Source organism: Flavobacterium sp. XGLA_31, assembly GCF_051547105.1.
In the GTDB taxonomy this organism is placed as follows: domain Bacteria; phylum Bacteroidota; class Bacteroidia; order Flavobacteriales; family Flavobacteriaceae; genus Flavobacterium.
In genome coordinates, this window is sequence record NZ_JBPTTM010000007.1 from 110,882 (window position 1) to 135,867 (window position 24,986).

A 24,986-nucleotide genomic window follows, 5' to 3' on the forward strand; every position below is an offset into this window, starting at 1 on the left:
TGTTGAGCGTAAAACTTGAAGTTCCTCCATATCATGCATATTATTATAGCGACCCTCCATTTATTCATTACTTCTTGATAATCTGCATTTGCTTTATTATATATTTAATTCCAATAGACAAATTCATTTTTTTTGAAAAGTTAATTTATGCATCAATAATTTCAATTGTTGCGTTAATCGTTGGCGGAAATATTGTTAGTAAAATAATGGAGTTAATATATGGTTATGATACTAATTGGGGCGAATTGAAGTCTCCTGAATTATTAGACAGTATTCTTTTTTATTTAGTTGTGAATCTAACCGGAATTGGAATATTTAAAATCTGGCTTAAATATAGAAAACCGATTTATTAATGAACTACCGCCAACAGGGGCTTTGCGCAACAACTCCATCCTGCTCTGCCAAGAACATAGCCATTTTCAGTTTTCCGCATCACATTTTTTACTAACTTGGTGGCTACTGACGTCAAGCCGAAGTACCTTCTGAGCAATTATCAAAACCACATGTCTAGAACATCCTCTATAATATTACTAATCTTCTTAGTTTCTTGTAAAAATGAAACTTCAAAAAATGTAGATATAATTGAAATTTATACTCCTAAAAAACCTATTGCTTCTTATTTAGGTGAAAGCATAGTTGAATATCCTAACATTTATAATCAATTGTTGCAAGATGCTAAAGGCACCTCTTTTATTGTTGACACCAATATTGTTAAAGTAGATTCAATAACAAAGCAAGTGTACTATGCAAATAAGTTTAAGTCAACTGAAAAAGACTTATCAAACAATCCATTAATAAATTCTTCAGAAATAAAAGGTATAAATTTTGAAACAAATGAAATTGTCTTTTCAGAAAGTGGTTCAAAGAAAATTAGAACCATAAAACAACGTGTAAAATACTGTAATCAATTTATGGTTACTGTGAATAGAAAAAGTATAATAAATGGGTATTTAGTGAACTCCCTTACTTCGAATTATGTCTATGGATATCAAATTCTGTATGTCCCTACAATTAAATTCAAAGAGAAAACTATCGACAATAAAAATCAAGAATACTTTATTGAATATTACTCAAAAGAAAAAGGTCTTTTCAAACCAAATCTTAAAAAGAATACTGAACTATATAAAGCTTTTAAAGACAATAATAAAATTCTAAAATAACTCACCAGCTAACGCGCAAATCCCTTCGCGTAGTCATCCACTAAAACCTCCCCTACACCACCCCCGTAAACCTAATCTGTACCGGGTTAAACGTTTTGCTGTTGCCATAATACTTATCGCCCAGTACGGTGTGGCTGTTCCACACCAGCAACTGTGCTGCCACGATGAGTCGGGTGCCTGCGGGGTACGGCTCGGTCTGTAACGCTATAGTGGTAGGGGCATGCCGTTGCAGTGCAAAACTAAAAACGGTCGTTTGGGCCGTTGCGCCCAAGTCGGGGTGCCAGGAAGCCACCATCAGCACCAATGCACACGAGGTATTCTCCTCGGGCAATAATTTAGCATTCACAGGCGGTACCGCTACCGGAGCCAAGTGCAAACTGCCGTCAGCCACCAACGCAAAAGGAAAGGCCACGGGCACCAACGGTTCCAACGGGCAGGTTTTGTGCAGCTCAAACCCCATCAAATGGCTTAAATCGGCGGTAAATAAGGTATAGTGTTCCTCAACCCCCTGCGGCACATGAAACCCTTTATGCAATACCCCTGCCAGGCGCTGGCTGGTATAGGGATGGGTTCCTAAGACCAACAACGGTTGAAACGCCTGTCGTATGGCCTGCGATTGGGTCATCGCATATTTAAAATCGACGGAACTGGCACGGGTACCCTTACTTTGTTTGGGGTGGATTGGGCGGGTTTGTACTATCGTTTTACCGTTCAGGTTACGTACATACAAGGGTCCGATAAGCCCCTGCAATTGCTGTTTGTGATGTAAATTGGCCATACTCGATTCGATTTTAGTTCAACTACTAATCCTTTTTACCCGCCGTATAATTCGGGCTCCTACTTCATGTACTACATAAACCATGCCGCTCTTATTCATGGTGTGTTCCATTTGCGTACGGGTTCTGTGCGGGATGTGTCCGTATAAAACCCTATTTTCATCGCACACACATCGCACACACATCGGACACACATCGGACACATATCGGACACACTCCGAAGAAAACCAGAATCCTTTCGTTTTGAAACACGACGGTATCAGCAACTTTTTTGGTTGCCTGACGGGATGCGTTGCGAAATAACGGCGAGGGGTTCCAGGATTGTAAAGCAAGGGTAATAACTATCCGGTGACGGAACCGTCCAAGGCAATCGGGATGCTGTTACGTTTGGGGTACCCTAACCTAAGGATAAGACTTCGCGTTGCCATGAGCAGGGATAGTGAACCCTCTTATTTGGCTTTAAAATCCTGATTGCTGTAAGGAGGTGTATCGGGGACTTTAACCACATTAAACTCAAAATGTACCGTTTCATGGCAGTGGTTACAGGTATTCGTCAGGGTGGTATAGCTGCGGTCAAACGCCACCTTGTTTTGTTGTTGGATGGCACGATTGACACTGTCGAGTGCCGGTTCTATCATCGGCATCCATTGACTTTCTTTTCGTTCGGTTTGGTATTTTTTGATATTGTCTACCGCTTCCATGATTTCGTGTATTTCAAAGTCGGCCAACTTCCAATTCTTATGCTGACCGGCAAACCACAACTTGTTGTGGTGTACCTGTATACTGCTCATAAATTCTCCGAAACCCGGCTTGTAGGCATTGGCCCGCAGACTGTCTACCTCTTTTTGCAAGGCTGCTGTGTTGCTGCCTTGTTGCCGGCAGGAAACCAATCCGAAGAGCAGCAGGAGTAAAAAGATCTTTTTCATGTTGTCGCTTTTAAAAATGAATGCAAACCTATAGAGACCCATTCAAAGGTAACACTTTTAGACATAGAAATATCGGGGAACATTATAGTTATTGGCTTCAGCCAACACGAAACAATGCTGTTGCCGTTCCCGGTCTATCCGCTGTTTTTGGTTATTTTTACCCCAAACAACACTGCCTTCCTCCCGATTAGAAAACCGTACATACCCGTTTGAGTCGGTTTCGGGTATTTTTAGTTAAAACTGACTTTCATCAGGTATTAAAACGAGAGAGAAGGTTACTTTTGTTATCAAATAATAAAAATGCAAGACATCCAAACCCAAGACGATTTGTATTTACTCGTCGATGAATTTTATAAAAAGCTGTTAGCTGATGATGCCATCAGCTATATTTTTACCGAGGTAGTCAAAATAAAACTGGAAGAACATTTGCCGATATTGGTGACTTTTTGGTCGCAGGCTATTTTAGGCACCGGCGGTTATACGAAGAACCTAACACAAATTCATTTGGATGTTAATGCCCAATCGTATCTGTCTCCGGAGTTGTTTAAAATATGGCTGCATCATTTTTATGCTGCGGTAGATGAAAACTTCCAAGGGCCCAAAGCGGAACAAATCAAAACCCAGGCCCTGAGTATCGGAACCATTATGCAGATTAAAATTGCGCAGCAAAAAGACAATTAATTACGGCATCAGTAATTATAGGTTGTATTTTTTAAATTATTCATAATAGTTCTCTGTTTCTTGCAAATTACTAGGTCAGTAATTATTTTTATTAATAATTTAACATCAAAATAGCATTCACAATGAATATCAAGATAACCGGTTCAGGAAGTTATATTCCAACAGAAATAGTTTCCAATAAGGATTTTGCACAGCATGTTTTTTTGAATGATGACGGCACCCCCTTTCCGCTTCCGAATGAAGTGATTACCGAAAAATTCTATGATATTACCGGTATTGAAGAACGCCGTTATGTTTCTGATGATTTATTGACCTCGGATATTGCGACCCTGGCCGCTAAAAAAGCCATTGAAGATGCCGGCATTGATCCGGAAACATTGGATTACATCATTTTTGCGCACAACTTCGGCAACGTCAAAAAAGGCGCCATCCAAACGGATTTGTTGCCTAGTTTGGCTACCCGTGTCAAGTTTGATTTACGGATTAAGAATCCCAAGTGTGTGGCCTATGACATGCTCTTTGGTTGCCCGGGCTGGGTAGAAGGCGTGATACAGGCGCAGGCTTTTATCAAGGCCGGCATGGCAAAACGCTGTTTGGTTATCGGGGCGGAGACGCTTTCACGCGTGGTGGATATGCACGACCGCGACAGTATGATTTATTCTGACGGTGCGGGAGCTACCATTATTGAAGCTACCGAAGAAGCCGGTGGCATACTGGCACACGAAACGGCTACCTTCACGTATGATGAGGCCTACTATTTATTTTTCGGCAACTCTTTCAATAAAACCCACGACCCTGATGTGCGTTACATTAAGATGCACGGGCGCAAGATATACGAATTTGCTTTGAGTCAGGTCCCGAAAGCCATGGCTGCCTGTTTGGATAAAAGTGGTGTAGCCATACAGGATGTGAAAAAAATTCTCATCCATCAGGCCAATGAAAAAATGGACGAAGCCATCATACAACGTTTTTACAAGCTCTATAAAGAAACCCCTCCCGAAGGTATTATGCCTATGAGTATTCACAAATTGGGGAATTCCAGTGTGGCTACCGTGCCTACTTTGTATGATTTGTTGGTGCGAGGACAAATAGAGAACCAAAGTTTACACAAAGGAGATATCATACTGTTTGCTTCTGTCGGATCGGGAATGAATGTGAATGCTATCGTGTATAAAATGTAATAAACTTTGTAACTTCGCGCCCATAACTTTGCATTCATACCCATGTACGAGAAAACATATCCCAGCAAGCGTTTTACCTTAACGTTGGCTTTCCTGAAGAAACACATTCAACCCTCTGAAATTATATTCGACTTGGGTGTGCCCAATCCGTTTTCCAAAATCATGGAAGAGAACGGCTATACCGTAATCAACACCAAAGGGGAAGATTTGGACAATGACCAGTCAGCCCTGCAACAGGAACGCTATGATGTCTTTACCGGTTTTGAGATTTTCGAACACCTGCTCAATCCGTATACCGTACTAGAGAACGTGAAGGCCGACAAGCTTTTAATCTCGATACCGCTGCGTTTATGGTTTTCCGAGGCCTACCGAAGCAAAACAGACCCATGGGACCGCCATTATCACGAGTTTGAAGATTGGCAGTTGGATTGGCTACTGGAAAAAACCGGCTGGAAGATTATAGACCGTCAAAAGTTTACCCACCCGGTAAAGAAATTAGGTTTCCGTCCGTTATTGCGCTATTTCACTCCCCGATATTATATGGTATACGCCGAAAAAGTAAAATAAGACTCCGGCAGCTCTTCATACAACCATCATTTTGATGGTTTTTTTTATGCCTTTTCAATTCGGCACAGTACCACTTTGGTATTTTTCAGCAATACAAAATCCACTTTGGGCTCCGTTGTTAACAAATTATAAGAAAACATCCTTAAATGTTAATTTATTGAAAATATCGTAATGATGTTAAAATGGTTTTTTAAGTCAAAAAAACATGATTTTCATCCACTTACAAAAAAGGGTTCTTGTAAGTTTTATATATTAAAAAACCTTACTTTAGCACAAAAAAGATGTATTTCATCGATTTTATTTGTCATTTAATCGATAATTCTACTATGTTTGACTCGAAATAAAACATAACCCTTAAATCTATTATTTATGAAAAAATTAGTTACCCTTTCGATGTTGACTGTAGTAAGTTTCTCTTTTGGTCAAAAAATGTTTATTGTTAAATCTGATGAAAAATTCGGAATTATTAATGAGTCGGGAATTGAAATTGTTCCGCCAAAATATACTTCGATTGACGAGTTTGACAAAATGCATCCCAACTGGGCCAAAGTGGAATCTGCAAGCCTTTTTGGTTTTGTCGATAAGAACGGAAAAATTGTGGTAGAACCCAAATACCAAACCATCGAAAGTTATGATGCCTATAATGCCGGCTGGGCTTTAGTAGTAAAAGACGGCAAGTACGGTTTTATGAACGAAGCCGGAAAGGAAGTTGTGCCTCCTATTTATGATAAAATAGGCACTTTTGGAGAGTATTCCAAAGAGTGGGCACTGGTAGAAAGTCAAGGTTTGAAAGGCTTTATCGATAAAGAAGGTAATGTGGTGGTACCGGTAAAATATGTGGAGGTTTCTAAATTTGATGATGTTCGAAAAAACTGGGCTTTGGTAAAAGACCGCAAAGAAAAACTGGGCTTTATTGATAAAACAGGAAAAGAAGTGATTCCGGTAATTTACGATAACATTGAGGCTTTCACTAAAAAGAAACCAACCGATTTAGCCAATGCAGAATAATTAGATTGTTTTTATATACTTCATGTTTGGAAAGGATTTCTCTAGAGAAATCCTTTTTTTATGCACTCAAATTTCTATTTTTACGGGCATTAAGTCAAGACCTCAATGAACTACTATATTGTCATTCCGTCACACAACGAAGAAAAATTCATCCGCCTCACACTCCAATCTATAGTGGAGCAAACCGTTTTACCCAAAAAGGTGGTGGTGGTGAACGACCATTCAACGGATGACACTGCCGCTATAGTAGCGTCGTTTGCTACAGCCTATCCGTTCATTTCGTTGGTCAACAAAATATCGGATGCCATTCATTTGCCGGGCAGCAAAGTCATACAGGCCTTTCAGAAAGGATTGGAAACGCTGGACGAGGAATATGATATTATCGTAAAAGCCGATGCCGATTTGATTTTCCCACCGGATTATTTTGAGACCATCATAACCCATTTTCAATCCGATGACCGCATCGGTATGGCAGGTGGTTTTGCTTACATTGAGAAAAACGGCGAGTGGATTTTAGAAAACCTTACCGACAAAGACCACATTCGGGGTGCTTTTAAAGCCTACCGAAAAGAAACATTCCAACAAATCGGAGGCCTCAAACCGGCGATGGGTTGGGATACCGTAGATGAATTACTTTGCAAATTCTACAACTGGAAAGTGGTAACCGATCAGCGTTTGCAGGTCAAGCATTTGAAACCAACGGGGGCGAGTTACAACAAAGCCAGCCGTTACAAGCAGGGAGAAGCTTTTTACTGTTTGGGGTATGGTTTTATCATTACCGCTATTGCCTCTTTAAAACTGGCCATGAGAAAAGGCAAACCCTTATTGTTCATCGATTACCTCAGCGGATTTTGGAAAGCCAAAGCAGTCAAAAAAACGCTTTTAGTAACTACAGCGCAAGCCCGATTCATTCGAAAGTACCGCTGGAAAAAGATGAGGGAAAAGCTGTTCTAACGCTAAAAAATGCCCAATACATAACTCATAACTGCTTCGCCAATTCAAAAAATAAAAGGAATTATTTTCTTCGGGTCATAACTTCTCCCTATTTTTGACGATATTTTAAAAACTATGATGTTAGTTCGCTATTTGTCGCAAATAGGAAAATATTTCTTGATGCTGAAAGAAGTCTTCAACAAACCCACCAGGTGGTCGGTTATGAGACAACTCATCTTCAAAGAAATTGACGATTTGATTATAGATTCCCTTGGCATTGTTTGTTTCATTTCGTTCTTCGTAGGAGGAGTAGTTTCTATACAAACGGCGTTGAACTTAACCAATCCGCTGATTCCGAAATACCTCATAGGATTTGCCACCCGACAATCCGTAATCTTAGAATTCGCCCCTACCTTTATCTCCATCATCATGGCCGGAAAGATGGGCTCATTTATTACCTCCAGCATAGGAACCATGCGCGTTACCGAGCAAATAGACGCACTGGAAGTTATGGGAGTGAACTCCTTAAACTATCTGGTCTTTCCTAAATTGATTGCGCTGCTCTTGTATCCTTTTGTCATCGGCATTAGTATGTTTTTAGGGATTTTGGGCGGATGGATGGCGGCCGTTTACGGTGGCTTTGCATCCAGCAATGATTTTATCGTGGGAATCCAACAGGAATTCATTCCGTTTCACATTACATACGCCTTTATTAAGACCTTTGTTTTTGCCTTTATCTTAGCCACTATCCCGTCCTTTCACGGGTATTATATGAAAGGCGGAGCACTCGAAGTGGGGAAAGCCAGTACCGTTTCCTTTGTATGGACAGCAGTCACCATCATTTTGTCCAATTATATATTAACCCAATTATTATTGACCTAATGATAGAAGTTAAAAATGTTGAAAAATCATTTGGAGATGCCAAGGTATTAAAAGGAATTTCCACCGTATTCGAAACCGGAAAAACCAACCTCATCATTGGACAGAGTGGTTCGGGAAAAACGGTATTACTCAAAAGTTTGTTGGGCATTCACACCCCGGACAAAGGAACCATTTCGTTTGACGGAAGGATCTATTCTAACTTAACAGATGATGAAAGACGGGCGCTACGAACCGAAATTGGAATGGTGTTTCAGGGCAGTGCCCTATTTGACAGTATGACGGTAGAAGAGAATGTTGGGTTTCCGTTGAAGATGTTTACCAAAAAAACCGATGCCGAAATTAAAGAGCGCGTGGATTTTGTAATTGACCGTGTGGATTTAAAAAATGCCCACCATAAAAAGCCTTCTGAACTTTCGGGAGGAATGCAAAAAAGGGTGGCTATTGCCCGTGCCATTGTAAACAACCCGAAATACCTTTTTTGTGACGAACCCAACTCGGGACTCGATCCTAAAACAGCCATTATTATTGACAATCTGATTCACGAAATTACCGTAGAGTACAACATCACTACCGTAATTAACACCCACGATATGAACTCGGTGATGGAAATCGGGGAACGAATTATATTCCTCAAAGGGGGCGTTTTGGCCTGGGAAGGTACCAAAAAAGAGATTTTCAAAACCGACAATGAAGCCGTTACCGATTTTGTTTATTCTTCCAACTTATTTAAAAAAATCAGGAAAGCACAAAATAAGGAAGACCTTTAAATCATCCTTTGGCAATAAATACCCAACCTACCTTCGTCTCTTGACTTTTTAGTTTGATATAGTAGTAATAGGTCGAGTCCGGCAGCGCATCGCCATGGTTGTTTTGCCCGTGCCATTCATTGGTATAGCCGTCTTTCTCATATACTTTTCGTCCCCAACGACTGTAAATTTCCAGACGTTCTACCTCTAAACCCGACAAATTAAAGCTGTCATTGGCTCCGTCACCATTGGGTGTAATTACATTCGGCACTTCACAAAAAGTATATGAAATCGGAATGCTGTTCGTACGGTCACAACCACCGGTATCCGTAACGGTAAGGGTATAATTCCCCGTTGGCAATTGGGTAATATCAATTGGATTCACATGAGCAGCATAGTTATCAGGACCCGACCAGGAGTACGTAACCAAGTCCACATCGAAGGAATCATCTACCGGTACTGCCGTAACGATATAGCGCCCTCCACTGCACTGCGCTTCCAAAACAAATTGGGGTTGTGGTTGAACCACTACTTCCACGGAACCGGACTCTGAAACACAATTCGACTTCGTTGCTTTAACCGTATAAGTTCCGTTATCCGTCGGAGAAGCATTGGCAATGGTAGGATTTTGACCGGTAGCGCTAAAGTTGTTAGGTCCTGTCCATTGATAACTTACCCCCGGAACAGGGGTCACCGCCAAATTGATATCCTGTCCACTGCAAATCAGCGGAAGCGTACCCACTATAGGAGCCTCCGGAATTTCCTTGATGGTAACCGTAACTATGGCTTCATCCGTAAGGTTGCAATTACCGGTTACTTTGTATCTAAATTGATATACGCCGGTGGCCGCGGTAGCCGAATTCCAATCTGAACCGTTTATGGTAGTATTATTGCTAATTACCGTCCATGTCCCATCAGTATCATAAGCTCCGGAGAGTAACGTAAACAAATTAAGTCCCGGCTTCCCTTCGCAGTAGGCTACTGCATTTCCTGCTCCGGCTTCAGGGTTAAATCCGTCCGGACTGATAGTATAACTCAATTGGGTATTGAGGCAGGAAGCGCTATTTCCGGCATAGGTAATCCGAACGGTATAGGTTCCGGCACCCACAGTCGGATTAAAATTCGGGAAGTTCAATACATTCGAAGTGCTGAGAATTACCGAAGGGTTGTTGGTATTCCACCATTGATACGTCAGAAAGCTGAAATTAGGTACGGATAAAGAACCCGATTGGTTGAGGCAAAAATCAGTGGCTAGAATTACCAACGGATTCTGTACGTTGACTTCCAAAACACTGTTAACGATATTACCGCAAAAATCAATCACCTGAAAGGTATACACGGCCGCCGTTAAATTGGTAAACAAATTGGAAGTTCCGTTATTGATGACAAAAGGGGCTCCGTTTTTAGTGGTAATTTTATAGGTCAACGGACCAAAACCCGTGGCATCCACTAGTACGTCAAACGTACCATTACACGCCACACTTTCCACTCCTAAAATCTGCGGTTGCCCATTGGTTTGAAATTCATTAATGACTTTAAAACAGTAACTCGTCCCTAAAATTCCCGGCACATAAACCGGTTGTACCTTCACTACCCTGAACTGCCCCGCATAGGATAGGTTCAGGTTTAAAGTATTATTGGTTAGCGCTATGGCATTCATGGCACTTGGGATGTTGCTCCCTTGCAATGCCCCGTTTTCCGGATGTCCCCAATCGTTGCTGGCCGCATAATACTTTTGAAGCCAAAATGTAGTCTCTGCTGTACTACTACTGGTATGATGCAGGTCTAAATTAAACGATCCACAGTTCTGAATCGCGTTTACCGTTGAAGTTTCCGTTACTACCGGAACAATAACATTGAGAGGATTTGTAATCCCGCAAGAATTAGTGGTCGTAAAAGTGTAGGTTCCTGTCGGAAGGCCGGCCAGATTTAAATTATTGGCAATGACCTCAGAAGTCAAAACCTGTGGCACTGTTCCCGAATAGGTTGCCGGAGCATTAGTTAATGTTATAGCATTCAATTCACCGTTAATGTTCAGGGTATTGGTATTGGCACAGTCCGGCAGAACAGTATAGCCCGGCGCAGTAACCGTTGTTGCAATAACCCCGGTCAAAGTCCTTGGATTCCCACAACTGTCCAACACATTACAAGTATAGGATCCGGAAGGAATATTGGTCAAAACCGCAGTGCCGGCGGAATTGATGGTTGAGGTAAAATCATAAGGCAATACCCCTGTATATCCGGTTGGTGCGGTAACCAAAACTATTTGACTTACATTAAGAAATGCCAAAGAACCGGAACTACAACTCACGCCATAGGCAAAAGAATAAGGTTCATTAGGTGTGGCGGCTTGAATTATAATCGTAAGGGTTTCGGATTGCCCACACACATTAACGGTCTGGAAAACATAAGTCCCCACTCCTAAAGGCTGAGTCGTGAATTGATTTTCTGTAATCTGACTGGTAAAATTCTGAGGGAGTGGATTGGGATAACCTGCCGGCGCACTTGTCAGAATTAAACTGGTAATGGGAGCAAACTTTATCTTTTTGGTCGTACAGCTCACATTGATTAACGTGGACGTGACAGAATTGCTGATATTATTCACCACCCCTGAAACGGTATAAGAAACACCGCAGCCATCTGTAATTACAAAAGAATAATTATAGGGTTGTGGTGTAAACAAAGTGTTGGTGGCTGAAAAATTGTTTCCGGCAGAAATCGTAGTTGGGATTACCACAGGACTCCCCGAAGGAGGAGTAATCGTCAGGACAACCTGCAAGGGATATTTCACTATTCCATTAGGAGCGGGAGCCAATGTGCTAAACGTAAATCCCATCGTCACGGAATTACAACCGGCTAAACCGGGTGGCACCCCTATAAAAACTAAAGCCGGATTTTTACTCACCACGGTATAGGTTTGCACCACGCCTTCTCCACAATTGTCTATGACCCTAATGGTATATTGACCGGCAGTCAAATTCGAAAAAACATTAGAGGTCTGAGGAGGTCTTATTATCGGGCCGGCGGTAATTTCATAAGATAGAACCGTTCCCGAAACCGGTGTAATCGTAATCGAGGCATCATTCCCGCAAATTTCATAGGTACTCGATACCTGATACGTCAAATCGACGGTCAAATCTGAAATAGTAACCCATTGTTGCTGGATTCCTGATTCACTTCCTAAAGTTTGGGTGGCAATAATCAAATAATCTCCCGAGATTAGCCCGGTATAACTATTGGTCCCTACAACAGCAATGGGAGTTTCGGTATTGGGCAATCGGTATATCGCGTAGGTAATAGAGGCACCTGCCGTAGTGTTAGACGCTGAAAAACTCAGCGTTCCATTGGCCGTACAGGTTTCATCGGTATGATTGACTGTTAAGGTGAAATTGGACAACTGTCCGTAGCTCATTTTCGAGAATAGGAGAAACAGGAAAAGAAGCTGAAGTTGTTGACAAAGCTTTTTACTCATGGCAGGGTTCTTTTAAATAGCACTACCAAAGTACAAAAAATAAATTTAAATATGTAAAATCTTATTTTTATATAAAAAAAAAGGAGCTTAGCAGCTCCTCATCCGGTTATAAATCATTGGCCAGGGCCGTGATTCGCTTGATGTCCTGTTCTTTACTTTTCGGGTAAATTAATAAAACACCTTCTTTGTCAACAATAATGTAATCGTGTAATCCATCGATAACAATGAGCTTGTTGGCATCGGAACGCACGATGTTATTAGACGCATTTTCCATTACTACTTTGGCATTCATCACCGCGTTGTTATTTTCGTCTTTGTCTAATTTTTCATGAAGCTGTCCCCAGGTTCCCAAATCATTCCAATCAAAAGTAGCCGGTAAAACATATACGTTTTCCGCATGCTCCAAAATAGCATAATCAATAGAAATGTTTTCTGCCTTGGCGTAGTTATCGTTGATGAATTGCTTTTCAGCCGAAGTATTATAAGCGGTCAATCCTTGCTGAAACAAAGCATTCATTTGGGGTTGAAACTTTTCAAAGGCTTCAGTAATCGATTGAGCGCTCCAAATAAAGATTCCGCCATTCCAAAGGAAATTCCCGGCTTCCAAAAATGCTTTGGCCGTCTCATAATTAGGCTTTTCACGAAACTGGTTTACTTTTTTTATGGGATTGGCATCGGTTTTATCAAACTCTATATATCCAAAACCGGTATTGGGAAAGGTGGGTTGAATGCCCAAAGTCATCAATGCCTTTTCCTTTTGACAAAAATCAAAACACTGTTGCAGATTTTGGCTGAAAGCCTGTTCGTCCTCAATCCAGTGGTCACTAGGGGCCACTACCATCAGAGCATCGGGATTCATTTTCTGAATTTTCAATGAAGCATAAAGTATGCAAGGCGCCGTATTGCGCATAGCGGGTTCCAACAACACTTGCTCCTGCTTCACCATAGGCAATTGTTCCAAAACCAAATCATTATACCGTTCATTAGTCAAAATAAAGATATTTTCTACCGGAATTAATTGAGACAGACGACTAAAGGTTTTTTGAATCAAAGTACTTCCCGAGCCCAACATATCGTGAAACTGTTTGGGAAAATCGGTAGTGCTCACCGGCCAAAAGCGGGAACCTACTCCCCCGGCCATCAATATGGCGTAATAGTTTTTATTCATCGGTATAAGTTGCTAAGCTACCGGGTAGCCAAGTTTCGGAATTTATTAATTACAGCTGCAAAGATATTCATTATTAAGAACAATTGGAAGCATGCCAATGCCAGTAGAGCAATTATCAAATAGCCATTGTAATCGATTGGGTGCAATAAATTGTTTGGATTCTTTAAATCAACCGGAAGCCGGTTAAGGTAGTTGAGCGTTAGGATAGCAACAGCCGATAGCAGCGTCCCCAAAACGTGGAACAAAACAAGTCCTTTTTTCAGCAGAAGCTTCAGCCCTTCAACCAATTGATAAATCAAAAAGACTACGGCCAACACTAAGGACAGTATTACATAAAAGTGGCTATTCGCAACAACATAATAGGTAGCACCTACATTGATAGCAACAGTTTCTTTGGAGGCAACAAAACTCAAGGCCATAACGATAACAGCCAAAAAAAACAACAAATAATAGGGTTTTGATTTTAACATACTTATCCTGGAATTATTTCCACCTCAGCATTGGCATTAAACAAATAAAGCCTGCCGCTACTTACTTCCAAACATTCGTAACGTTTCACCCGCAAGCCTTTCTTTTGAAAAACCCTTCCGTTCTTAATTCGGAACAAACTCCCACTGGGCACTTCATGGACAAAATGAATGTCCGGTTTGCGTTCGTCAAATTGTTTCAGGGCAAAAGCCAAACGAGCATCGGTATCACTGCTGGCGGTGGGGTTTCGGAAATGATTGGCTACCAAAGGCAATACCGAATGCGGAAAAATCTCCGGACGAATGAAAGGCACCATCAGCCGTTGAAAGGTGTGTTTCCACTCGTTGCCGTGCGGTTTAATCATCTTACCATACTTTTCATAGGCGACCAGATGCGCTATCTCGTGCACCAAAGTAATCAGGAAACGGTATTTGTTCAGATTGGCATTTACCGTGATTTCGTGCTTTCCTCCTACGGCTCTCCGGTAATCACCATGACGGGTTTGGCGTTCATTGACAATTTTAAGGTGCACCGAATTGGTTTTGATTAATTCAAAGCACAACGTCACCGCATGTTCCGGCAGATATTTCGCCAACACCTCACTCATAATCCGCTACGGAGTTGAAGAACTCACCTGAATTATTTTACCGTTATGAAATTTATTTCCGTTCAACGCAAAATTGAAAATATAACCTGCCATCTCTTTGGCTGAAAGCGGGGCTTCATACCCCGGAAAGGCTTCCTGTAGCATTTCCGTATTCACAGCACCCAAAGCCAGTACATTAAAAGCAATGCCTTGTTCTTTATATTCTTCGGCCAATAATTCCGACAGGGTAATCACAGCTCCTTTGCTCGAACTGTAGGCTGCCAGTCCGGCAAACTTCATGCTGCCTTGTACTCCGCCCATTGAGCTGATGGAAACCACATGACTCCCTTTTTGAAGGTAAGGCAAACAAGTACGGGTTAAATTGGCCACGCCGAACACATTGACTTTATATACCTTTTCAAAATCCTGTTGGGTTAGCTGCGCAAAAGGCTTATTGACCAAACTGCCTGCGTTATGAATGATAATATCGACGCTTTTCCAAGAGGACGAAAGCACGTTTTCTACCAAAGCCAAATCAGCTTCTTTGGTTAAATCTACGGAAAGACTGGTAATATTCGGATTGCCGACAAAGGCTTGCGGAATGGTGCGCGAAAGGGCTAAAACCTGATGGCCGGCTTCAGCAAACTGTAGTGCCAGTTCATAGCCGATACCACGCGAGGTTCCTGTGATAATGATGTGTTTCATTTTGGTGTTTCTTGTCGTAAAGATACTAAAAGTCCCGAAATGAAATCAGTTCTTGTATTTTAGATACAACTTCCCCGTTTGTATAATTCCAAACCCTAAAAAGACCAGCGGAATAATCAGCGGCATCAAGTAACGGGAGCACAAATCAACGCTGCCCGCAAAATAATGCAAGGCGACAATCAGAACCAACATCCCGAAAAAGGTCCCAACCAGAGTGCCCACGATATAAAAATATTTACGCCCTCCCGAGACTTCAATATGGTTTTCGTTCAACAGGTACAGATTCCATCCGGCCCAAAACGGGAGCTGCATAAAATTGAGACAGTTCAATACTATTCCCAAAATGAAAGGAGCCAAATGAAACGTTATGGAATGACCGGTTTTTGAATTGGAACCGAAATAAAATACGAAGGCCAAAACAAACATAAACAGGATGGAAAACACTTCAATGAATCGGGTCAACTTGCTGTTGGTGGTCAGTTGACGCGCAAAAAGCAGGGTGCCGTAAATCACAAAACACTCTATACACACCACTCCCAACAGGTACAAAACAGTTGGAGTTCCGCCTGATTTTTCAAATACCTGAAAGCCGACCACATTCAAATACCCCAGCGGAACAGAGCCGACAAAACTGACCAGAAAACCGATTGCCGTGTTTTTTAGGGATTGCATTGGAAGTATCTGGTTAGAAGTTGATGATTCTTTGGAATTGTCGATGGTGAAGGTGGTACTGCTCCATCCCCTTTTTGTGCGGCAGATAGGAATAACCTCTTTGGTGATTGGCCACACTAATGCGGAACATATAACCAATATGCCGCGCCAGTTCTTTCCACGCAAAAAACAAAGAATGCTTGGGATCATAGATGTGTGTCGGCTCACTCGCGGCTCCATTGAGCTCTACTATGGCAAAGTTTTTCCCTCGCTCCAATTCCTCCCAAGTGTGGTACATCAAGTCCATGCGACCAAAATAAAACCCGTCTATCTGCAGACACAAGGCATCTATGACCTGAGTCAATTCGGGCGAAATCAAATGACTGCAATCTAAGAATTTGGCCCCGCGGGCATGATTGCCATAGGGAACGAGATTGCGCTTTTCACCCGGAGCCAAAACAATCTTGAGTTGTGACCCGTATTCTCTCTGCAGTACTTTCAACTGCAACGCGTAGCGCGGATTGGCTTTGAGCAACTCTTCTATTGTAGACAGGCCGTCTCCGGTTATGATGAGAAACTCTTTGGCCACTATACCGGTTATTCTGCCATGGGCTTCATGAGGAAATCGGACGTAAAAGATGCCGACTTCGTTTTCATACGGAATCAAAGCCTGTACCAAATAATCAAAATCGGCCTTGCTGTGGTAGGTTTTCAGTTCTTCCAATGTATTGATTTTTTTAACGGCTGAACCGCGTAACCCAATATCAGGTTTGGCAATCAAAGGAAACGGAATTCCTGCGTTTTCCAGTATACTATTGACCGCATCAAAGGACACGGCTTGCTTTACCAATCTGGTTTTCGGGTAGTACTGCGGGGGAATCAAATCATAGATTTCCTTTTTGCTGTCCATCATAAACCCTCCGTTGCGCATCGTGGGATTGCAGGTATTGAAAAAGAATAACGTACGGGCTTTGAGCGCATAAAATGCCCACAGAAAGTAAATGGGAAAGTATACCATCTGAAATGGCCAGTATTCCCAATGGAAGAGTTTATGGAAGAAGAGTTTCAAGTGAATTATGATTTATACGTTGTGAATTAGGTATTCTTCAGACCGAGATGAAAGTATTGGTATATTCTTTTTCATTGATTAAATCCGCGTAATGCAGGATTACTTTATTCGCTTCAATAACCGTTTGGGTGATACTAACTGTTTTGAGTTTTCCTTTGCGGTTGATGACCAAACCATGTTCGGTATTGTCTTCCTCGGTATAGCGATGAAAGCCAAAGAGCTCTTCTTCGGTTGCATGGGGATGGTTCAATATAAAATCAGCAAACCATTGGGCTCTTTCCGCTCTGATTTCTTTGCTGTATAAAGTAGATGAGGACCAGATATGATGCTTTGCCGTATCTAAAGTCAGCGTTTCTTTTTCCAGTTCATTCCAGCGCAACTGATATAATTTTTGCTGTTCAAAAAGCACCAGCGTAAAAGGTTCAATGCCACTCAAATCAATTTGTTTCCAGCCTTCCAAAGGCGAATCATTTTCCATCAGTTCCAACACTACGAGGCCACGGCTTTGGCGGTAGCTTTCTTTCACCTCATGTTTTTCTGAGGCTCCGTTGAGCAGAACCACTACATTGGAACGTTCATCAATGGCGTACCAGGTACCTCCGGCTTGGCTGTCTTTGGGAAAAATTACCTGTTTGTTGTTGAGGCAATAGTTTTTGGGTGCTACCGCATGGGGCCGCACCGTTTTTTCATCGCGGTTGGACGTGATGACAAACTTGCCGTTGGCGTTTACAAAACTTACTGTGCACATTGTTTTCGGTATTCAATAGTGGAACGCGCTACACCGAAATTTTCGTCAACCTCAACGGTCTGCAATTGCAGAATGGCCACTTTTATCAGCGCCTGGTGGTGGATGCAATGTTCTAAATTATACAACAATTCGCGGTGGTAATTGGTAGCGATACAAAGTGCTTCACCGTCTATTTCCTGTTGCAATTGCAGGTCTTTATTCGGTTTATCCAGAGTCTTGAGGACAGCACTGATGCTTTTTTGGGCAAAAATCCGATCGGTTTGGACACGAAAGTCCCGTTGGCGGCTGTCATAATTAACTACTCCACCGGCGTATTGTTGAACCAAACATTGAAAAAGTTCAATAATATGTCGGGTATGCGCCCCGATGGTAGCATTACTCAAATCGGGGCAAGGATAGCAATAGTCTGCATCCGAAAGTTGCACGAGCATATCCGTCAACTCGTTTAGTGTTTTATGAATAGCGGGAGTGAGCATACTTTGTTTTTTTAAAGATTAGTGTGTTAACTGCAATTTCTGTCCGGAAAAAGAGGATTACCATTTGAATCGCAATACATCCGGTATTTTATCTCGTTGACGGTATACTAAAATCAGGCAACAGCCAAACGTAATCAGTGCCAAAGCAAACAAGGTGCCGCCGTCATGTTGTACAATAATACCCAACACGAACAAGTGCGATACAATCGCTCCGGTCATAGTGCCAAGACCCAGCAAAGCACCCAGCAGTGTTGTTCTAGGAATTAAAATCAGTACCGAGGCAATCAGTTCCACTACCCCCGAGCCTATCCTCCCGAAAGGTTCTATTCCCAGTTTGGAAAAAATATACACACTTTCTTCCGCTCCCGTAAATTTAAAAAATAATGTCTGAATCAGGATGACTACTGCGGTGAGTTTTACAATCCAAAGGAATATTGGGCTTTTCATCAGTTCTGAGTATTTAGTTTTTTCCAGTTGGCATCAGCTTTTTTCTTCAGGTTGGTTTCGTCTTTGTTCCAATCTTTGAGCGTGTTGTTGAAATACGCATTGTAGAACAAATAGAGCTTTCCGTCCAAAATTTTAAAAGTCTCCGGATTCACTTCCACCTTTTTCCCATAGTCGCCCATGGCAAAAGCACACCAGCCACCATACTGCGGTTCGTAACCAGCCGGGTTTTTGACAAAAGCAGCCTTATTGGCTTCCGATGAAAAATAATACGTAATCCCTTCATAGGTGGTCGCTAGTTCCTTTTGTCCCTTAATGGCTTTCTTTTGGGTAAAATACGCCACCGGGTCATATCCCTGCAAAGCCAGTTTGTGATCTAAATTGAATTGTGCGCCACGATTGTTTTGAGCCCAACCTGTTGCGGCAAAAAAGGCTATCCATACAATAATCAGTTGTTTTTTCATGATACGTTATTTTAGTTTTACTGTTTTGATAAAGCAAAAGTAGTATCGGCTGAAAAAGCGAAATGTCGGGTAGTTTACATTGGAGCGTAAAAAACAGAAAAATTAATTTTATGCTAATAGCAGTCAAGAGCATTATAAAAACTAAGGCAGTTTTTATTAAATACAAGTACAGTTTTTATCAAAAACTAACACAGTTTTTGTTTCATAAGGCATTAGAGTACCCGTAAAACCGTTGCAAGCTTGCCTTCTCTCAGGGAAGTATTGTTTTTACCGAAAGCCTTTTTTACAACCAGGCTATACTGTCCCTGTGGCAAATGATTCGGGATGCTGAAAAGCAATTTTCGGGGGTGCAGGGTGGCAAAAACCGTGACCGCATACTGTTCTTGAGCAGCTGAAACAAAGAACAGCCCCTCTGATGGGTTGTTTTTGTCAAATTTTAAATGATTGCCTACTATCGTCCCTATCCCTCCGGGTGACAGCAGGTCATTATCGGTTTGGGTCAACACATCTGTAAAAGCACTTAATATAGGCACCGTCAATGGCTTACTGAACTTTACAACCGCTGCTTTTTTAATGTTCTTTTTTATTAAAATTCCGGCCGATGTGGCAGCTTTCAGCGCATGACGTGTCGCGTCAAAACTATCGGTTGCCTCTGTAAAACGTCCCAAAATGCTGGGTTTTATATTCACTATCGGCAAGTTGACATGATTGCCTTCCTGTACTTGCTGTGCGACCACTTCAAAAAAAAGATGGAGGGAAGCCAATATATCGGCTTCGGAGAGTGTGGTTCCTCTTTGAAGCATTTGGGCAATGATATCGGAAATGCCATATACCTGATGCGGTTCTACTATGGCGCGATAGCTTTCGGGGACTTGCACAAGGGCGTTGGGGTGTAAATAGTATTTAACCGGCATAACGACTACGATTTAAAATTAGGATGACAGCACTACAAATAATCCTTAAAAATAAAAAGAATTATCATACGTTCATACGGTTAGTGTCATCCATTGGAACGAAACATCAGCTTGTTTGTTTGGCAAAGCGTTTGCGGTAAAACCAACACCGGGTGTGAGCACACCGCGACTTCCACTACTCCTTTTTACCCTAATTTAGAAACATCTTCAATAATAATTGCTTTGCGCCCGTAGTGCAGCAGTCCGCTTTCTTCGAGTTCATTTAAGAGTGAAGTAGCCGTTTGGCGCGAAGTACAAATGATTTGGGCGATGTCGTTTTGGGTGAGGTAATTTTCTATGGTTATCCTGTTACCGTCTTGTTTACCGTCTCGCTCTGCCCAGTCTTTGAGGAAAGTGAGCAAGCGGGTTTTCGCATCTTTGGAAATCAGGTTGGCATAATTATTTTTGATGCGTTTCATTTTGAGCCCGACAAACTTCGTATAGGACAAGGCCAGGCTGGGATTTTGCAACAAAAGATTTTCAAAATCCGACAGCAGGAAACTGCAGATGATGATGTCATCCGTTAAGGCTTTGGCGTATTCGTTAGAATTGCGGTCGCTGTCGAGTTCCAATTCCCCGAATAAATCACCTTTCTGAATAATGTCTTTGATGGTTTCGTTACCGTCTTCGTCAACCGAGACGATTTTAATATTCCCTTTTTTGAGCAAAAAAACCCGAGGCACATCCGAAGAAGAAAAGTAGATGATATCTCCTTTCTTGGCTTTTTTGAAACCGGTAATAATACACAGTTGTTTAATTTGGGACATGCTGAGAGTCCAAAACAACTTGTGGTCGCGAAGGTACCAGTATTTTAATTCGTCATACATAAAGTAAATGTACTGATTTTTTGAAACAAAAAACCCTTTCAAATACTGAAAGGGTTTAGTGATTACTAATCTAAAAAATTTAATATTATGTTATTCCAAAGATAATAAAAATTAGGAAACCAATCCTCTTGATATTACAATTCTTTGAATTTCAGAAGTTCCTTCGTATATCTGTGTGATTTTCGAATCACGCATCATACGCTCCACGTGATATTCAGCTACATACCCGTTACCTCCGTGAATTTGTACCGCATCATTGGCTACTTCTAAAGCCACTTCTGAAGCATATAATTTGGCCATCGCACCCGAATGGGCAATGTCTTTTCCTTCGTCTTTTTCGCAAGCGGCTTTCATCACTAATAATTTGGCTGCCGTAACTTTCACATACATGTCCGCCAATTTAAACGCTATGGCTTGGTGTTGGAAAATTTCTTTTCCGAATGCTTTGCGCTCGTGTGAATATTTTAAAGCCAACTCGTAGGCTCCTGTTGCAATCCCCAAGGCTTGCGAAGCAATTCCGATACGTCCGCCGTTCAATACGTTCATCGCAAAAGCAAAACCGAAACCGTCAGCACCGATACGGTTTTCTTTCGGAACCTTTACATCGGTAAACATCAAAGAGTGGGTATCACTCCCTCTGATTCCCATTTTCTTTTCTTTGGGACCAATTTCAAATCCTTCCCATCCTCTTTCTACGATGAAAGCGTTGATTCCTTTGTGTTTTTTCTCTACATCGGTTTGGGCAATGACCAAATAAGTCGAAGCCGTAGAACCATTGGTAATCCAGTTTTTAGTTCCGTTAAGCAAATAGTAGTCACCCATATCTACCGCAGTCGTTTTTTGCGAAGTGGCATCACTTCCGGCTTCCGGCTCAGACAAACAGAACGCTCCGATAACTTCTCCTTTGGCCAACGGCACCAGGTATTTCATTTTTTGTTCTTCTGAACAGTATTTTTCCATTCCGGCACATACCAGGGAATTGTTCACCGACATGATTACCGCCGCCGAAGCATCCACTTTGGCAATTTCGGTCATGGCCAACACATACGACACACTGTCCAGACCGGCACCCCCGTATTTTGGATCCACCATCATTCCCATAAATCCCAGTTCTCCCATCATTTTTACTTGTTCTGTCGGGAACTTGGAATGCTCATCGCGCTCTATTACACCGGGTAACAATTCTGCCTGTGCAAAATCGCGTGCGGCTTGTTGAATCATTAAGTGTTCTTCGGTTAAATTAAAATCCATATTTATAAAAGATTATGTTTTTTGTTTCTTTAATTTTGGTGTCCAAAAGTATGATAATAAAGTTAAAATTTCAAACGTTTTCGTAAATTTAGCCAATGGCAACAGCATCCTACCATGTTATCGGAGTAATGTCGGGAACTTCCCTGGACGGCATTGATTTAGCAGAGATTCATTTTTCGGTCAATAGCGGCAAATGGCAGTTTACCATGGGGCATTGTGCCACGGTTCCTTATGACGATAAATGGGTACAGCAACTCAAAACCGCGGTAGATTTTTCGCCGGCCCAACTGAAACAGCTCAATAAGGATTACACCCAACTGTTGGGAAACACTATTCGGTCTTTCATCCACAAACACCGAATTAAAAATTTGGATGCCGTTTGCTCCCACGGGCATACCATTTTACACCAACCTCAAAACGGTCTGACCTTACAAATAGGCAACCTGAGAAATATTGCGACACTGGTAGGCGAAAAAGTGGTTTGTGATTTCAGAGTACAGGATGTAAAACTCGGGGGACAGGGCGCGCCTTTGGTTCCCATAGGAGACCGCATCTTGTTTGCTGAGTACAACTATTGTCTGAATCTGGGCGGCTTTTCGAACATTTCGTTTGAACAAAACGGACAGCGCATCGCCTTTGACATATCGCCGGTGAACACCGTATTGAATTATTATGCCCATGAGGCAGGCTTGCCTTATGATGACAAAGGGCAAATGGCCCGAAGCGGCAAAACAGACCTTAACCTACTGGAAGAATTGGATGCGCTTTCCTATTATCAAAAACCTTATCCGAAATCATTGGGATTTGAATTTGTTAAAACCCGCATATTACCCTTAATTGAAAGCTATCCGCTGAGCAGAGAGGACAAAATGCACACGTTTGTGCGGCATATTGCCAAGCAAACCGCCCTGGCGCTTCCGGACAGAAGCGGAAAACTATTGATTACCGGCGGGGGTGCCTACAATACTTTTTTATTGGATTGCCTGAAGGATTACTTACCGTCCATGACGCTGGTAGTCCCCGATTCAAAAACGATAGAATACAAAGAAGCTTTAATCTTTGCATTGTTAGGCGTACTGAAACTCCGCAAACAAATTAATGTGTTGAGCAGTGTAACAGGAGCCCAACACGACCATTCCTCAGGAAAGATTTTTAAGGTTAATTTAAGTTAGTTCGTCTTTTTTTCTTTTTACCTTAGCGATACAAACCAAAAAATCAGTTTACCATGAGAAAAGTATTGTTAGCCTTACTGGCATTGATAGGATTTACGTTTGGAGCAAATGCTCAGGCAAATCCTAAAAAAGCAGCACCGACCCAAAAAGAAACGAAAGCTCCGGCCGCCAAAAAAGAAGAAGCCAAAGGACCGTTAAAAAAAGACGGCACTCCGGACAAGCGCTTTAAAGAAAATAAAGAGGCTAAAGGGCCATTGAAAAAAGACGGCACACCGGATAAACGTTTCAAAGAAAACAAAAAGAAAAAATAATTTCACAGCCACTCTAAGAGTGGCTTTTTTTATGTTCCATTCACGGTTTTGAATTAGTATATTTGCGCCTCAAAACAAACTAAACCCAATGAAAGCGTTACTACAACAATTTGAAAACAAGCAACCCGAAATAGTTTTTCACTGGAAAGACAGCGAAACAGAAGCGGAAGGATGGACCGTAATCAACAGCCTGCGCGGAGGTGCAGCCGGTGGAGGAACCCGTATGCGTAAAGGATTAGACATGAATGAAGTATTGTCTTTGGCCAAAACGATGGAAGTGAAATTCTCGGTTTCGGGACCCGCAATCGGTGGTGCAAAATCGGGGATCAACTTTGATCCGAATGACCCCCGCAAAAAAGGAGTCTTGCAACGTTGGTACAAAGCGGTTTCGCCTTTATTAAAAAGTTATTACGGTACCGGAGGTGATTTGAATGTAGACGAAATCCACGAAGTAATTCCGTTTACGGAAGAATGTGGCGTGTGGCACCCGCAGGAAGGCGTGTTCAACGGTCATTTCAAACCTACCGAAGCTGATAAGATTAACCGCATCGGACAATTGCGTCAGGGGGTTATCAAAGTCATTGAAAACCCTAAATTCTCTCCCGATGTATTGCGCAAATACACAGTAGCGGATATGATTACCGGTTATGGTGTAGCCGAGGCTGTTCGCCATTATTATCACATTTACGGTGGTGATGTTCAAGGTAAAAAAGCCATAGTACAAGGATTTGGTAATGTGGGTTCGGCTGCTGCTTTTTACTTAGCCGAAATGGGTGCCAAAGTAATCGGAATTATTGACCGTGATGGTGGAGTAATCAAGGAAGACGGATTCTCTTTTGAAGAAATCAGAAGGTTATTTTTAAATAAAGACGGGAACAAACTGGTAGCCCAGAACATGATTCCGTTTGCTGAAATCAATGAAAAGATATGGAAATTGGGAGCTGATATTTTTGCTCCTTGCGCCGCATCAAGATTGGTTACCAAAGAACAAATCGATAACTTAATCGACCATGGTCTGGAAGTCATTTCATGCGGTGCCAATGTCCCGTTTGCTGATAAAGAAATTTTCTTCGGCAGCATAATGGAAGAAACGGACAGCAAAGTAAGTTTGATTCCCGATTTTATTTCGAACTGTGGTATGGCAAGGGTTTTTGCCTATTTCATGGAGAAAAAAGTACAAATGACGGATGAAGCGATTTTTTACGACATCTCAGAACGAATCAAAAAAGCTTTGGAAAAAGCGCATGATTTAAACGCTGACAAAACGAACATCAGTGCTACCGCTTTTGAAATAGCCCTAAAACAATTGGTTTAGCAAAAAATTAACAGCCTGAATTACACAATAATTTGTATTTTTAGGC

At 41.9% G+C, this 24,986-nt stretch carries 27 protein-coding genes; 11 read left to right on the forward strand and 16 right to left on the reverse strand.

The genetic code is table 11. The features are described 5' to 3' along the window. Positions 1-503: 503 nt before the first annotated feature. Entirely contained in the window at positions 504-1,160 is a 657-nt protein-coding gene (locus ACSVH6_RS11965) for a hypothetical protein (protein ID WP_438078795.1), read from the forward strand. A 52-nt stretch (positions 1,161-1,212) separates the two neighbouring features. Here the strand turns inward: ACSVH6_RS11965 and ACSVH6_RS11970 are convergent, their stop codons facing one another. After that, on the reverse strand, positions 1,213-1,938 hold the full coding sequence (locus tag ACSVH6_RS11970; RefSeq protein WP_438078797.1) for a hypothetical protein: 726 nt from the start codon (positions 1,936-1,938) through the stop codon (positions 1,213-1,215). 447 nt (positions 1,939-2,385) lie between these two features. Continuing rightward, positions 2,386-2,862, reverse strand: coding sequence for a hypothetical protein (locus ACSVH6_RS11975; RefSeq protein WP_438078799.1), 477 nt, complete (start codon positions 2,860-2,862; stop codon positions 2,386-2,388). A 300-nt stretch (positions 2,863-3,162) separates the two neighbouring features. Here ACSVH6_RS11975 and ACSVH6_RS11980 point away from each other — a divergent pair, with 300 nt between their 5' ends. The 7 genes from ACSVH6_RS11980 to ACSVH6_RS12010 all read left to right on the forward strand — a co-directional run bounded on the left by ACSVH6_RS11980 (position 3,163) and on the right by ACSVH6_RS12010 (position 8,881). After that, complete coding sequence (locus tag ACSVH6_RS11980) at positions 3,163-3,543, forward strand: group III truncated hemoglobin (RefSeq protein ID WP_438078801.1); 381 nt, start codon at positions 3,163-3,165, stop codon at positions 3,541-3,543. Between the two features lie 122 nt (positions 3,544-3,665). Continuing rightward, the gene (locus tag ACSVH6_RS11985; RefSeq protein ID WP_438078803.1) at positions 3,666-4,724 is read left to right on the forward strand and encodes a 3-oxoacyl-ACP synthase III family protein; all 1,059 of its coding nucleotides are present in this window, start codon (positions 3,666-3,668) and stop codon (positions 4,722-4,724) included. A 42-nt stretch (positions 4,725-4,766) separates the two neighbouring features. Further along, a complete protein-coding gene (locus ACSVH6_RS11990; RefSeq protein ID WP_438078805.1) occupies positions 4,767-5,291 on the forward strand; it encodes a methyltransferase in 525 nt (174 codons plus the stop codon). A gap of 369 nt (positions 5,292-5,660) precedes the next feature. Next, positions 5,661-6,299 carry a WG repeat-containing protein gene (locus tag ACSVH6_RS11995; protein WP_438078807.1) on the forward strand — a complete coding sequence of 213 codons (639 nt, stop codon included), beginning with the start codon at positions 5,661-5,663 and terminating at the stop codon, positions 6,297-6,299. Positions 6,300-6,404: 105 nt separating this feature from the next. After that, positions 6,405-7,253, forward strand: a complete 849-nt coding sequence (locus ACSVH6_RS12000) for a glycosyltransferase (RefSeq protein ID WP_438078809.1) — start codon at positions 6,405-6,407, stop codon at positions 7,251-7,253. 114 nt (positions 7,254-7,367) lie between these two features. Then, the gene (locus ACSVH6_RS12005) at positions 7,368-8,114 is read left to right on the forward strand and encodes an MlaE family ABC transporter permease (RefSeq protein ID WP_438078811.1); all 747 of its coding nucleotides are present in this window, start codon (positions 7,368-7,370) and stop codon (positions 8,112-8,114) included. Then, the gene (locus ACSVH6_RS12010; protein ID WP_438078813.1) at positions 8,114-8,881 is read left to right on the forward strand and encodes an ABC transporter ATP-binding protein; all 768 of its coding nucleotides are present in this window, start codon (positions 8,114-8,116) and stop codon (positions 8,879-8,881) included. Before ACSVH6_RS12005 ends, ACSVH6_RS12010 begins: the two co-directional genes overlap by 1 nt. Before the next feature lies 1 nt (position 8,882). Here ACSVH6_RS12010 and ACSVH6_RS12015 read toward each other — a convergent pair whose 3' ends face one another. From ACSVH6_RS12015 to ACSVH6_RS12080, 14 genes are all read right to left on the reverse strand, one after another. Then, entirely contained in the window at positions 8,883-12,332 is a 3,450-nt protein-coding gene (locus ACSVH6_RS12015; protein WP_438078815.1) for a gliding motility-associated C-terminal domain-containing protein, read from the reverse strand. Between the two features lie 106 nt (positions 12,333-12,438). Continuing rightward, complete coding sequence (locus ACSVH6_RS12020) at positions 12,439-13,500, reverse strand: mannose-1-phosphate guanylyltransferase (RefSeq protein WP_438078817.1); 1,062 nt, start codon at positions 13,498-13,500, stop codon at positions 12,439-12,441. A 17-nt stretch (positions 13,501-13,517) separates the two neighbouring features. After that, positions 13,518-13,970 (reverse strand): hypothetical protein, encoded by a 453-nt coding sequence (locus ACSVH6_RS12025; RefSeq protein ID WP_438078819.1) that lies wholly within the window; start codon positions 13,968-13,970, stop codon positions 13,518-13,520. A gap of 2 nt (positions 13,971-13,972) precedes the next feature. Further along, complete coding sequence (locus ACSVH6_RS12030) at positions 13,973-14,575, reverse strand: SprT-like domain-containing protein (RefSeq protein ID WP_438078820.1); 603 nt, start codon at positions 14,573-14,575, stop codon at positions 13,973-13,975. A gap of 6 nt (positions 14,576-14,581) precedes the next feature. Next, positions 14,582-15,259 (reverse strand): SDR family NAD(P)-dependent oxidoreductase, encoded by a 678-nt coding sequence (locus ACSVH6_RS12035; RefSeq protein WP_438078823.1) that lies wholly within the window; start codon positions 15,257-15,259, stop codon positions 14,582-14,584. 45 nt (positions 15,260-15,304) lie between these two features. Then, on the reverse strand, positions 15,305-15,931 hold the full coding sequence (locus ACSVH6_RS12040; RefSeq protein WP_438078825.1) for a hypothetical protein: 627 nt from the start codon (positions 15,929-15,931) through the stop codon (positions 15,305-15,307). Positions 15,932-15,944: 13 nt separating this feature from the next. Beyond that, on the reverse strand, positions 15,945-16,979 hold the full coding sequence (locus ACSVH6_RS12045) for a D-alanine--D-alanine ligase (protein ID WP_438078827.1): 1,035 nt from the start codon (positions 16,977-16,979) through the stop codon (positions 15,945-15,947). A 37-nt stretch (positions 16,980-17,016) separates the two neighbouring features. Next, entirely contained in the window at positions 17,017-17,727 is a 711-nt protein-coding gene (locus ACSVH6_RS12050; RefSeq protein WP_438078829.1) for an NRDE family protein, read from the reverse strand. Further along, on the reverse strand, positions 17,715-18,203 hold the full coding sequence (locus ACSVH6_RS12055) for a DinB family protein (RefSeq protein WP_438078830.1): 489 nt from the start codon (positions 18,201-18,203) through the stop codon (positions 17,715-17,717). The genes ACSVH6_RS12050 and ACSVH6_RS12055 overlap by 13 nt, the downstream gene beginning before the upstream one ends. Before the next feature lie 57 nt (positions 18,204-18,260). Then, positions 18,261-18,650 (reverse strand): DoxX family protein, encoded by a 390-nt coding sequence (locus ACSVH6_RS12060; protein ID WP_438078832.1) that lies wholly within the window; start codon positions 18,648-18,650, stop codon positions 18,261-18,263. Then, the gene (locus ACSVH6_RS12065; RefSeq protein WP_438078833.1) at positions 18,650-19,111 is read right to left on the reverse strand and encodes a YHS domain-containing (seleno)protein; all 462 of its coding nucleotides are present in this window, start codon (positions 19,109-19,111) and stop codon (positions 18,650-18,652) included. Before ACSVH6_RS12065 ends, ACSVH6_RS12060 begins: the two co-directional genes overlap by 1 nt. Before the next feature lie 212 nt (positions 19,112-19,323). Then, positions 19,324-20,025 (reverse strand): DNA-binding domain-containing protein, encoded by a 702-nt coding sequence (locus tag ACSVH6_RS12070; RefSeq protein ID WP_438078835.1) that lies wholly within the window; start codon positions 20,023-20,025, stop codon positions 19,324-19,326. A gap of 185 nt (positions 20,026-20,210) precedes the next feature. After that, positions 20,211-20,891, reverse strand: coding sequence for a Crp/Fnr family transcriptional regulator (locus tag ACSVH6_RS12075; protein ID WP_438078837.1), 681 nt, complete (start codon positions 20,889-20,891; stop codon positions 20,211-20,213). 111 nt (positions 20,892-21,002) lie between these two features. After that, a complete protein-coding gene (locus ACSVH6_RS12080) occupies positions 21,003-22,142 on the reverse strand; it encodes an acyl-CoA dehydrogenase family protein (protein ID WP_438078839.1) in 1,140 nt (379 codons plus the stop codon). A 95-nt stretch (positions 22,143-22,237) separates the two neighbouring features. Between ACSVH6_RS12080 and ACSVH6_RS12085 the strand changes: the two genes are divergently transcribed. The 3 genes from ACSVH6_RS12085 to ACSVH6_RS12095 all read left to right on the forward strand — a co-directional run bounded on the left by ACSVH6_RS12085 (position 22,238) and on the right by ACSVH6_RS12095 (position 24,940). Next, positions 22,238-23,314 carry an anhydro-N-acetylmuramic acid kinase gene (locus ACSVH6_RS12085; protein WP_438078840.1) on the forward strand — a complete coding sequence of 359 codons (1,077 nt, stop codon included), beginning with the start codon at positions 22,238-22,240 and terminating at the stop codon, positions 23,312-23,314. 53 nt (positions 23,315-23,367) lie between these two features. Beyond that, positions 23,368-23,625: a hypothetical protein gene (locus tag ACSVH6_RS12090; RefSeq protein WP_438078841.1), complete on the forward strand. Its 258-nt coding sequence runs from the start codon at positions 23,368-23,370 to the stop codon at positions 23,623-23,625. 88 nt (positions 23,626-23,713) lie between these two features. After that, positions 23,714-24,940: a Glu/Leu/Phe/Val dehydrogenase dimerization domain-containing protein gene (locus tag ACSVH6_RS12095; RefSeq protein ID WP_438078843.1), complete on the forward strand. Its 1,227-nt coding sequence runs from the start codon at positions 23,714-23,716 to the stop codon at positions 24,938-24,940. The last annotated feature ends 46 nt before the right edge of the window (positions 24,941-24,986 follow it).

Coding starts and splice junctions, on each gene's coding strand:
- ACSVH6_RS12020 (WP_438078817.1), bottom strand. CDS start 13,500: ATGAATAAAAACTATTACGCCATATTGATGGCCGGGGGAGTAGGTTCC.
- ACSVH6_RS11980 (WP_438078801.1), top strand. CDS start 3,163: ATGCAAGACATCCAAACCCAAGACGATTTGTATTTACTCGTCGATGAA.
- ACSVH6_RS11985 (WP_438078803.1), top strand. CDS start 3,666: ATGAATATCAAGATAACCGGTTCAGGAAGTTATATTCCAACAGAAATA.
- ACSVH6_RS12000 (WP_438078809.1), top strand. CDS start 6,405: ATGAACTACTATATTGTCATTCCGTCACACAACGAAGAAAAATTCATC.
- ACSVH6_RS11965 (WP_438078795.1), top strand. CDS start 504: ATGTCTAGAACATCCTCTATAATATTACTAATCTTCTTAGTTTCTTGT.
- ACSVH6_RS11995 (WP_438078807.1), top strand. CDS start 5,661: ATGAAAAAATTAGTTACCCTTTCGATGTTGACTGTAGTAAGTTTCTCT.
- ACSVH6_RS12090 (WP_438078841.1), top strand. CDS start 23,368: ATGAGAAAAGTATTGTTAGCCTTACTGGCATTGATAGGATTTACGTTT.
- ACSVH6_RS12025 (WP_438078819.1), bottom strand. CDS start 13,970: ATGTTAAAATCAAAACCCTATTATTTGTTGTTTTTTTTGGCTGTTATC.
- ACSVH6_RS12035 (WP_438078823.1), bottom strand. CDS start 15,259: ATGAAACACATCATTATCACAGGAACCTCGCGTGGTATCGGCTATGAA.
- ACSVH6_RS12030 (WP_438078820.1), bottom strand. CDS start 14,575: ATGAGTGAGGTGTTGGCGAAATATCTGCCGGAACATGCGGTGACGTTG.
- ACSVH6_RS12010 (WP_438078813.1), top strand. CDS start 8,114: ATGATAGAAGTTAAAAATGTTGAAAAATCATTTGGAGATGCCAAGGTA.
- ACSVH6_RS12005 (WP_438078811.1), top strand. CDS start 7,368: ATGATGTTAGTTCGCTATTTGTCGCAAATAGGAAAATATTTCTTGATG.
- ACSVH6_RS12075 (WP_438078837.1), bottom strand. CDS start 20,891: ATGTATGACGAATTAAAATACTGGTACCTTCGCGACCACAAGTTGTTT.
- ACSVH6_RS12055 (WP_438078830.1), bottom strand. CDS start 18,203: ATGCTCACTCCCGCTATTCATAAAACACTAAACGAGTTGACGGATATG.
- ACSVH6_RS12050 (WP_438078829.1), bottom strand. CDS start 17,727: ATGTGCACAGTAAGTTTTGTAAACGCCAACGGCAAGTTTGTCATCACG.
- ACSVH6_RS12070 (WP_438078835.1), bottom strand. CDS start 20,025: ATGCCGGTTAAATACTATTTACACCCCAACGCCCTTGTGCAAGTCCCC.
- ACSVH6_RS12080 (WP_438078839.1), bottom strand. CDS start 22,142: ATGGATTTTAATTTAACCGAAGAACACTTAATGATTCAACAAGCCGCA.
- ACSVH6_RS12040 (WP_438078825.1), bottom strand. CDS start 15,931: ATGCAATCCCTAAAAAACACGGCAATCGGTTTTCTGGTCAGTTTTGTC.
- ACSVH6_RS12065 (WP_438078833.1), bottom strand. CDS start 19,111: ATGAAAAAACAACTGATTATTGTATGGATAGCCTTTTTTGCCGCAACA.
- ACSVH6_RS12095 (WP_438078843.1), top strand. CDS start 23,714: ATGAAAGCGTTACTACAACAATTTGAAAACAAGCAACCCGAAATAGTT.
- ACSVH6_RS11990 (WP_438078805.1), top strand. CDS start 4,767: ATGTACGAGAAAACATATCCCAGCAAGCGTTTTACCTTAACGTTGGCT.
- ACSVH6_RS12015 (WP_438078815.1), bottom strand. CDS start 12,332: ATGAGTAAAAAGCTTTGTCAACAACTTCAGCTTCTTTTCCTGTTTCTC.
- ACSVH6_RS11970 (WP_438078797.1), bottom strand. CDS start 1,938: ATGGCCAATTTACATCACAAACAGCAATTGCAGGGGCTTATCGGACCC.
- ACSVH6_RS12060 (WP_438078832.1), bottom strand. CDS start 18,650: ATGAAAAGCCCAATATTCCTTTGGATTGTAAAACTCACCGCAGTAGTC.
- ACSVH6_RS12085 (WP_438078840.1), top strand. CDS start 22,238: ATGGCAACAGCATCCTACCATGTTATCGGAGTAATGTCGGGAACTTCC.
- ACSVH6_RS11975 (WP_438078799.1), bottom strand. CDS start 2,862: ATGAAAAAGATCTTTTTACTCCTGCTGCTCTTCGGATTGGTTTCCTGC.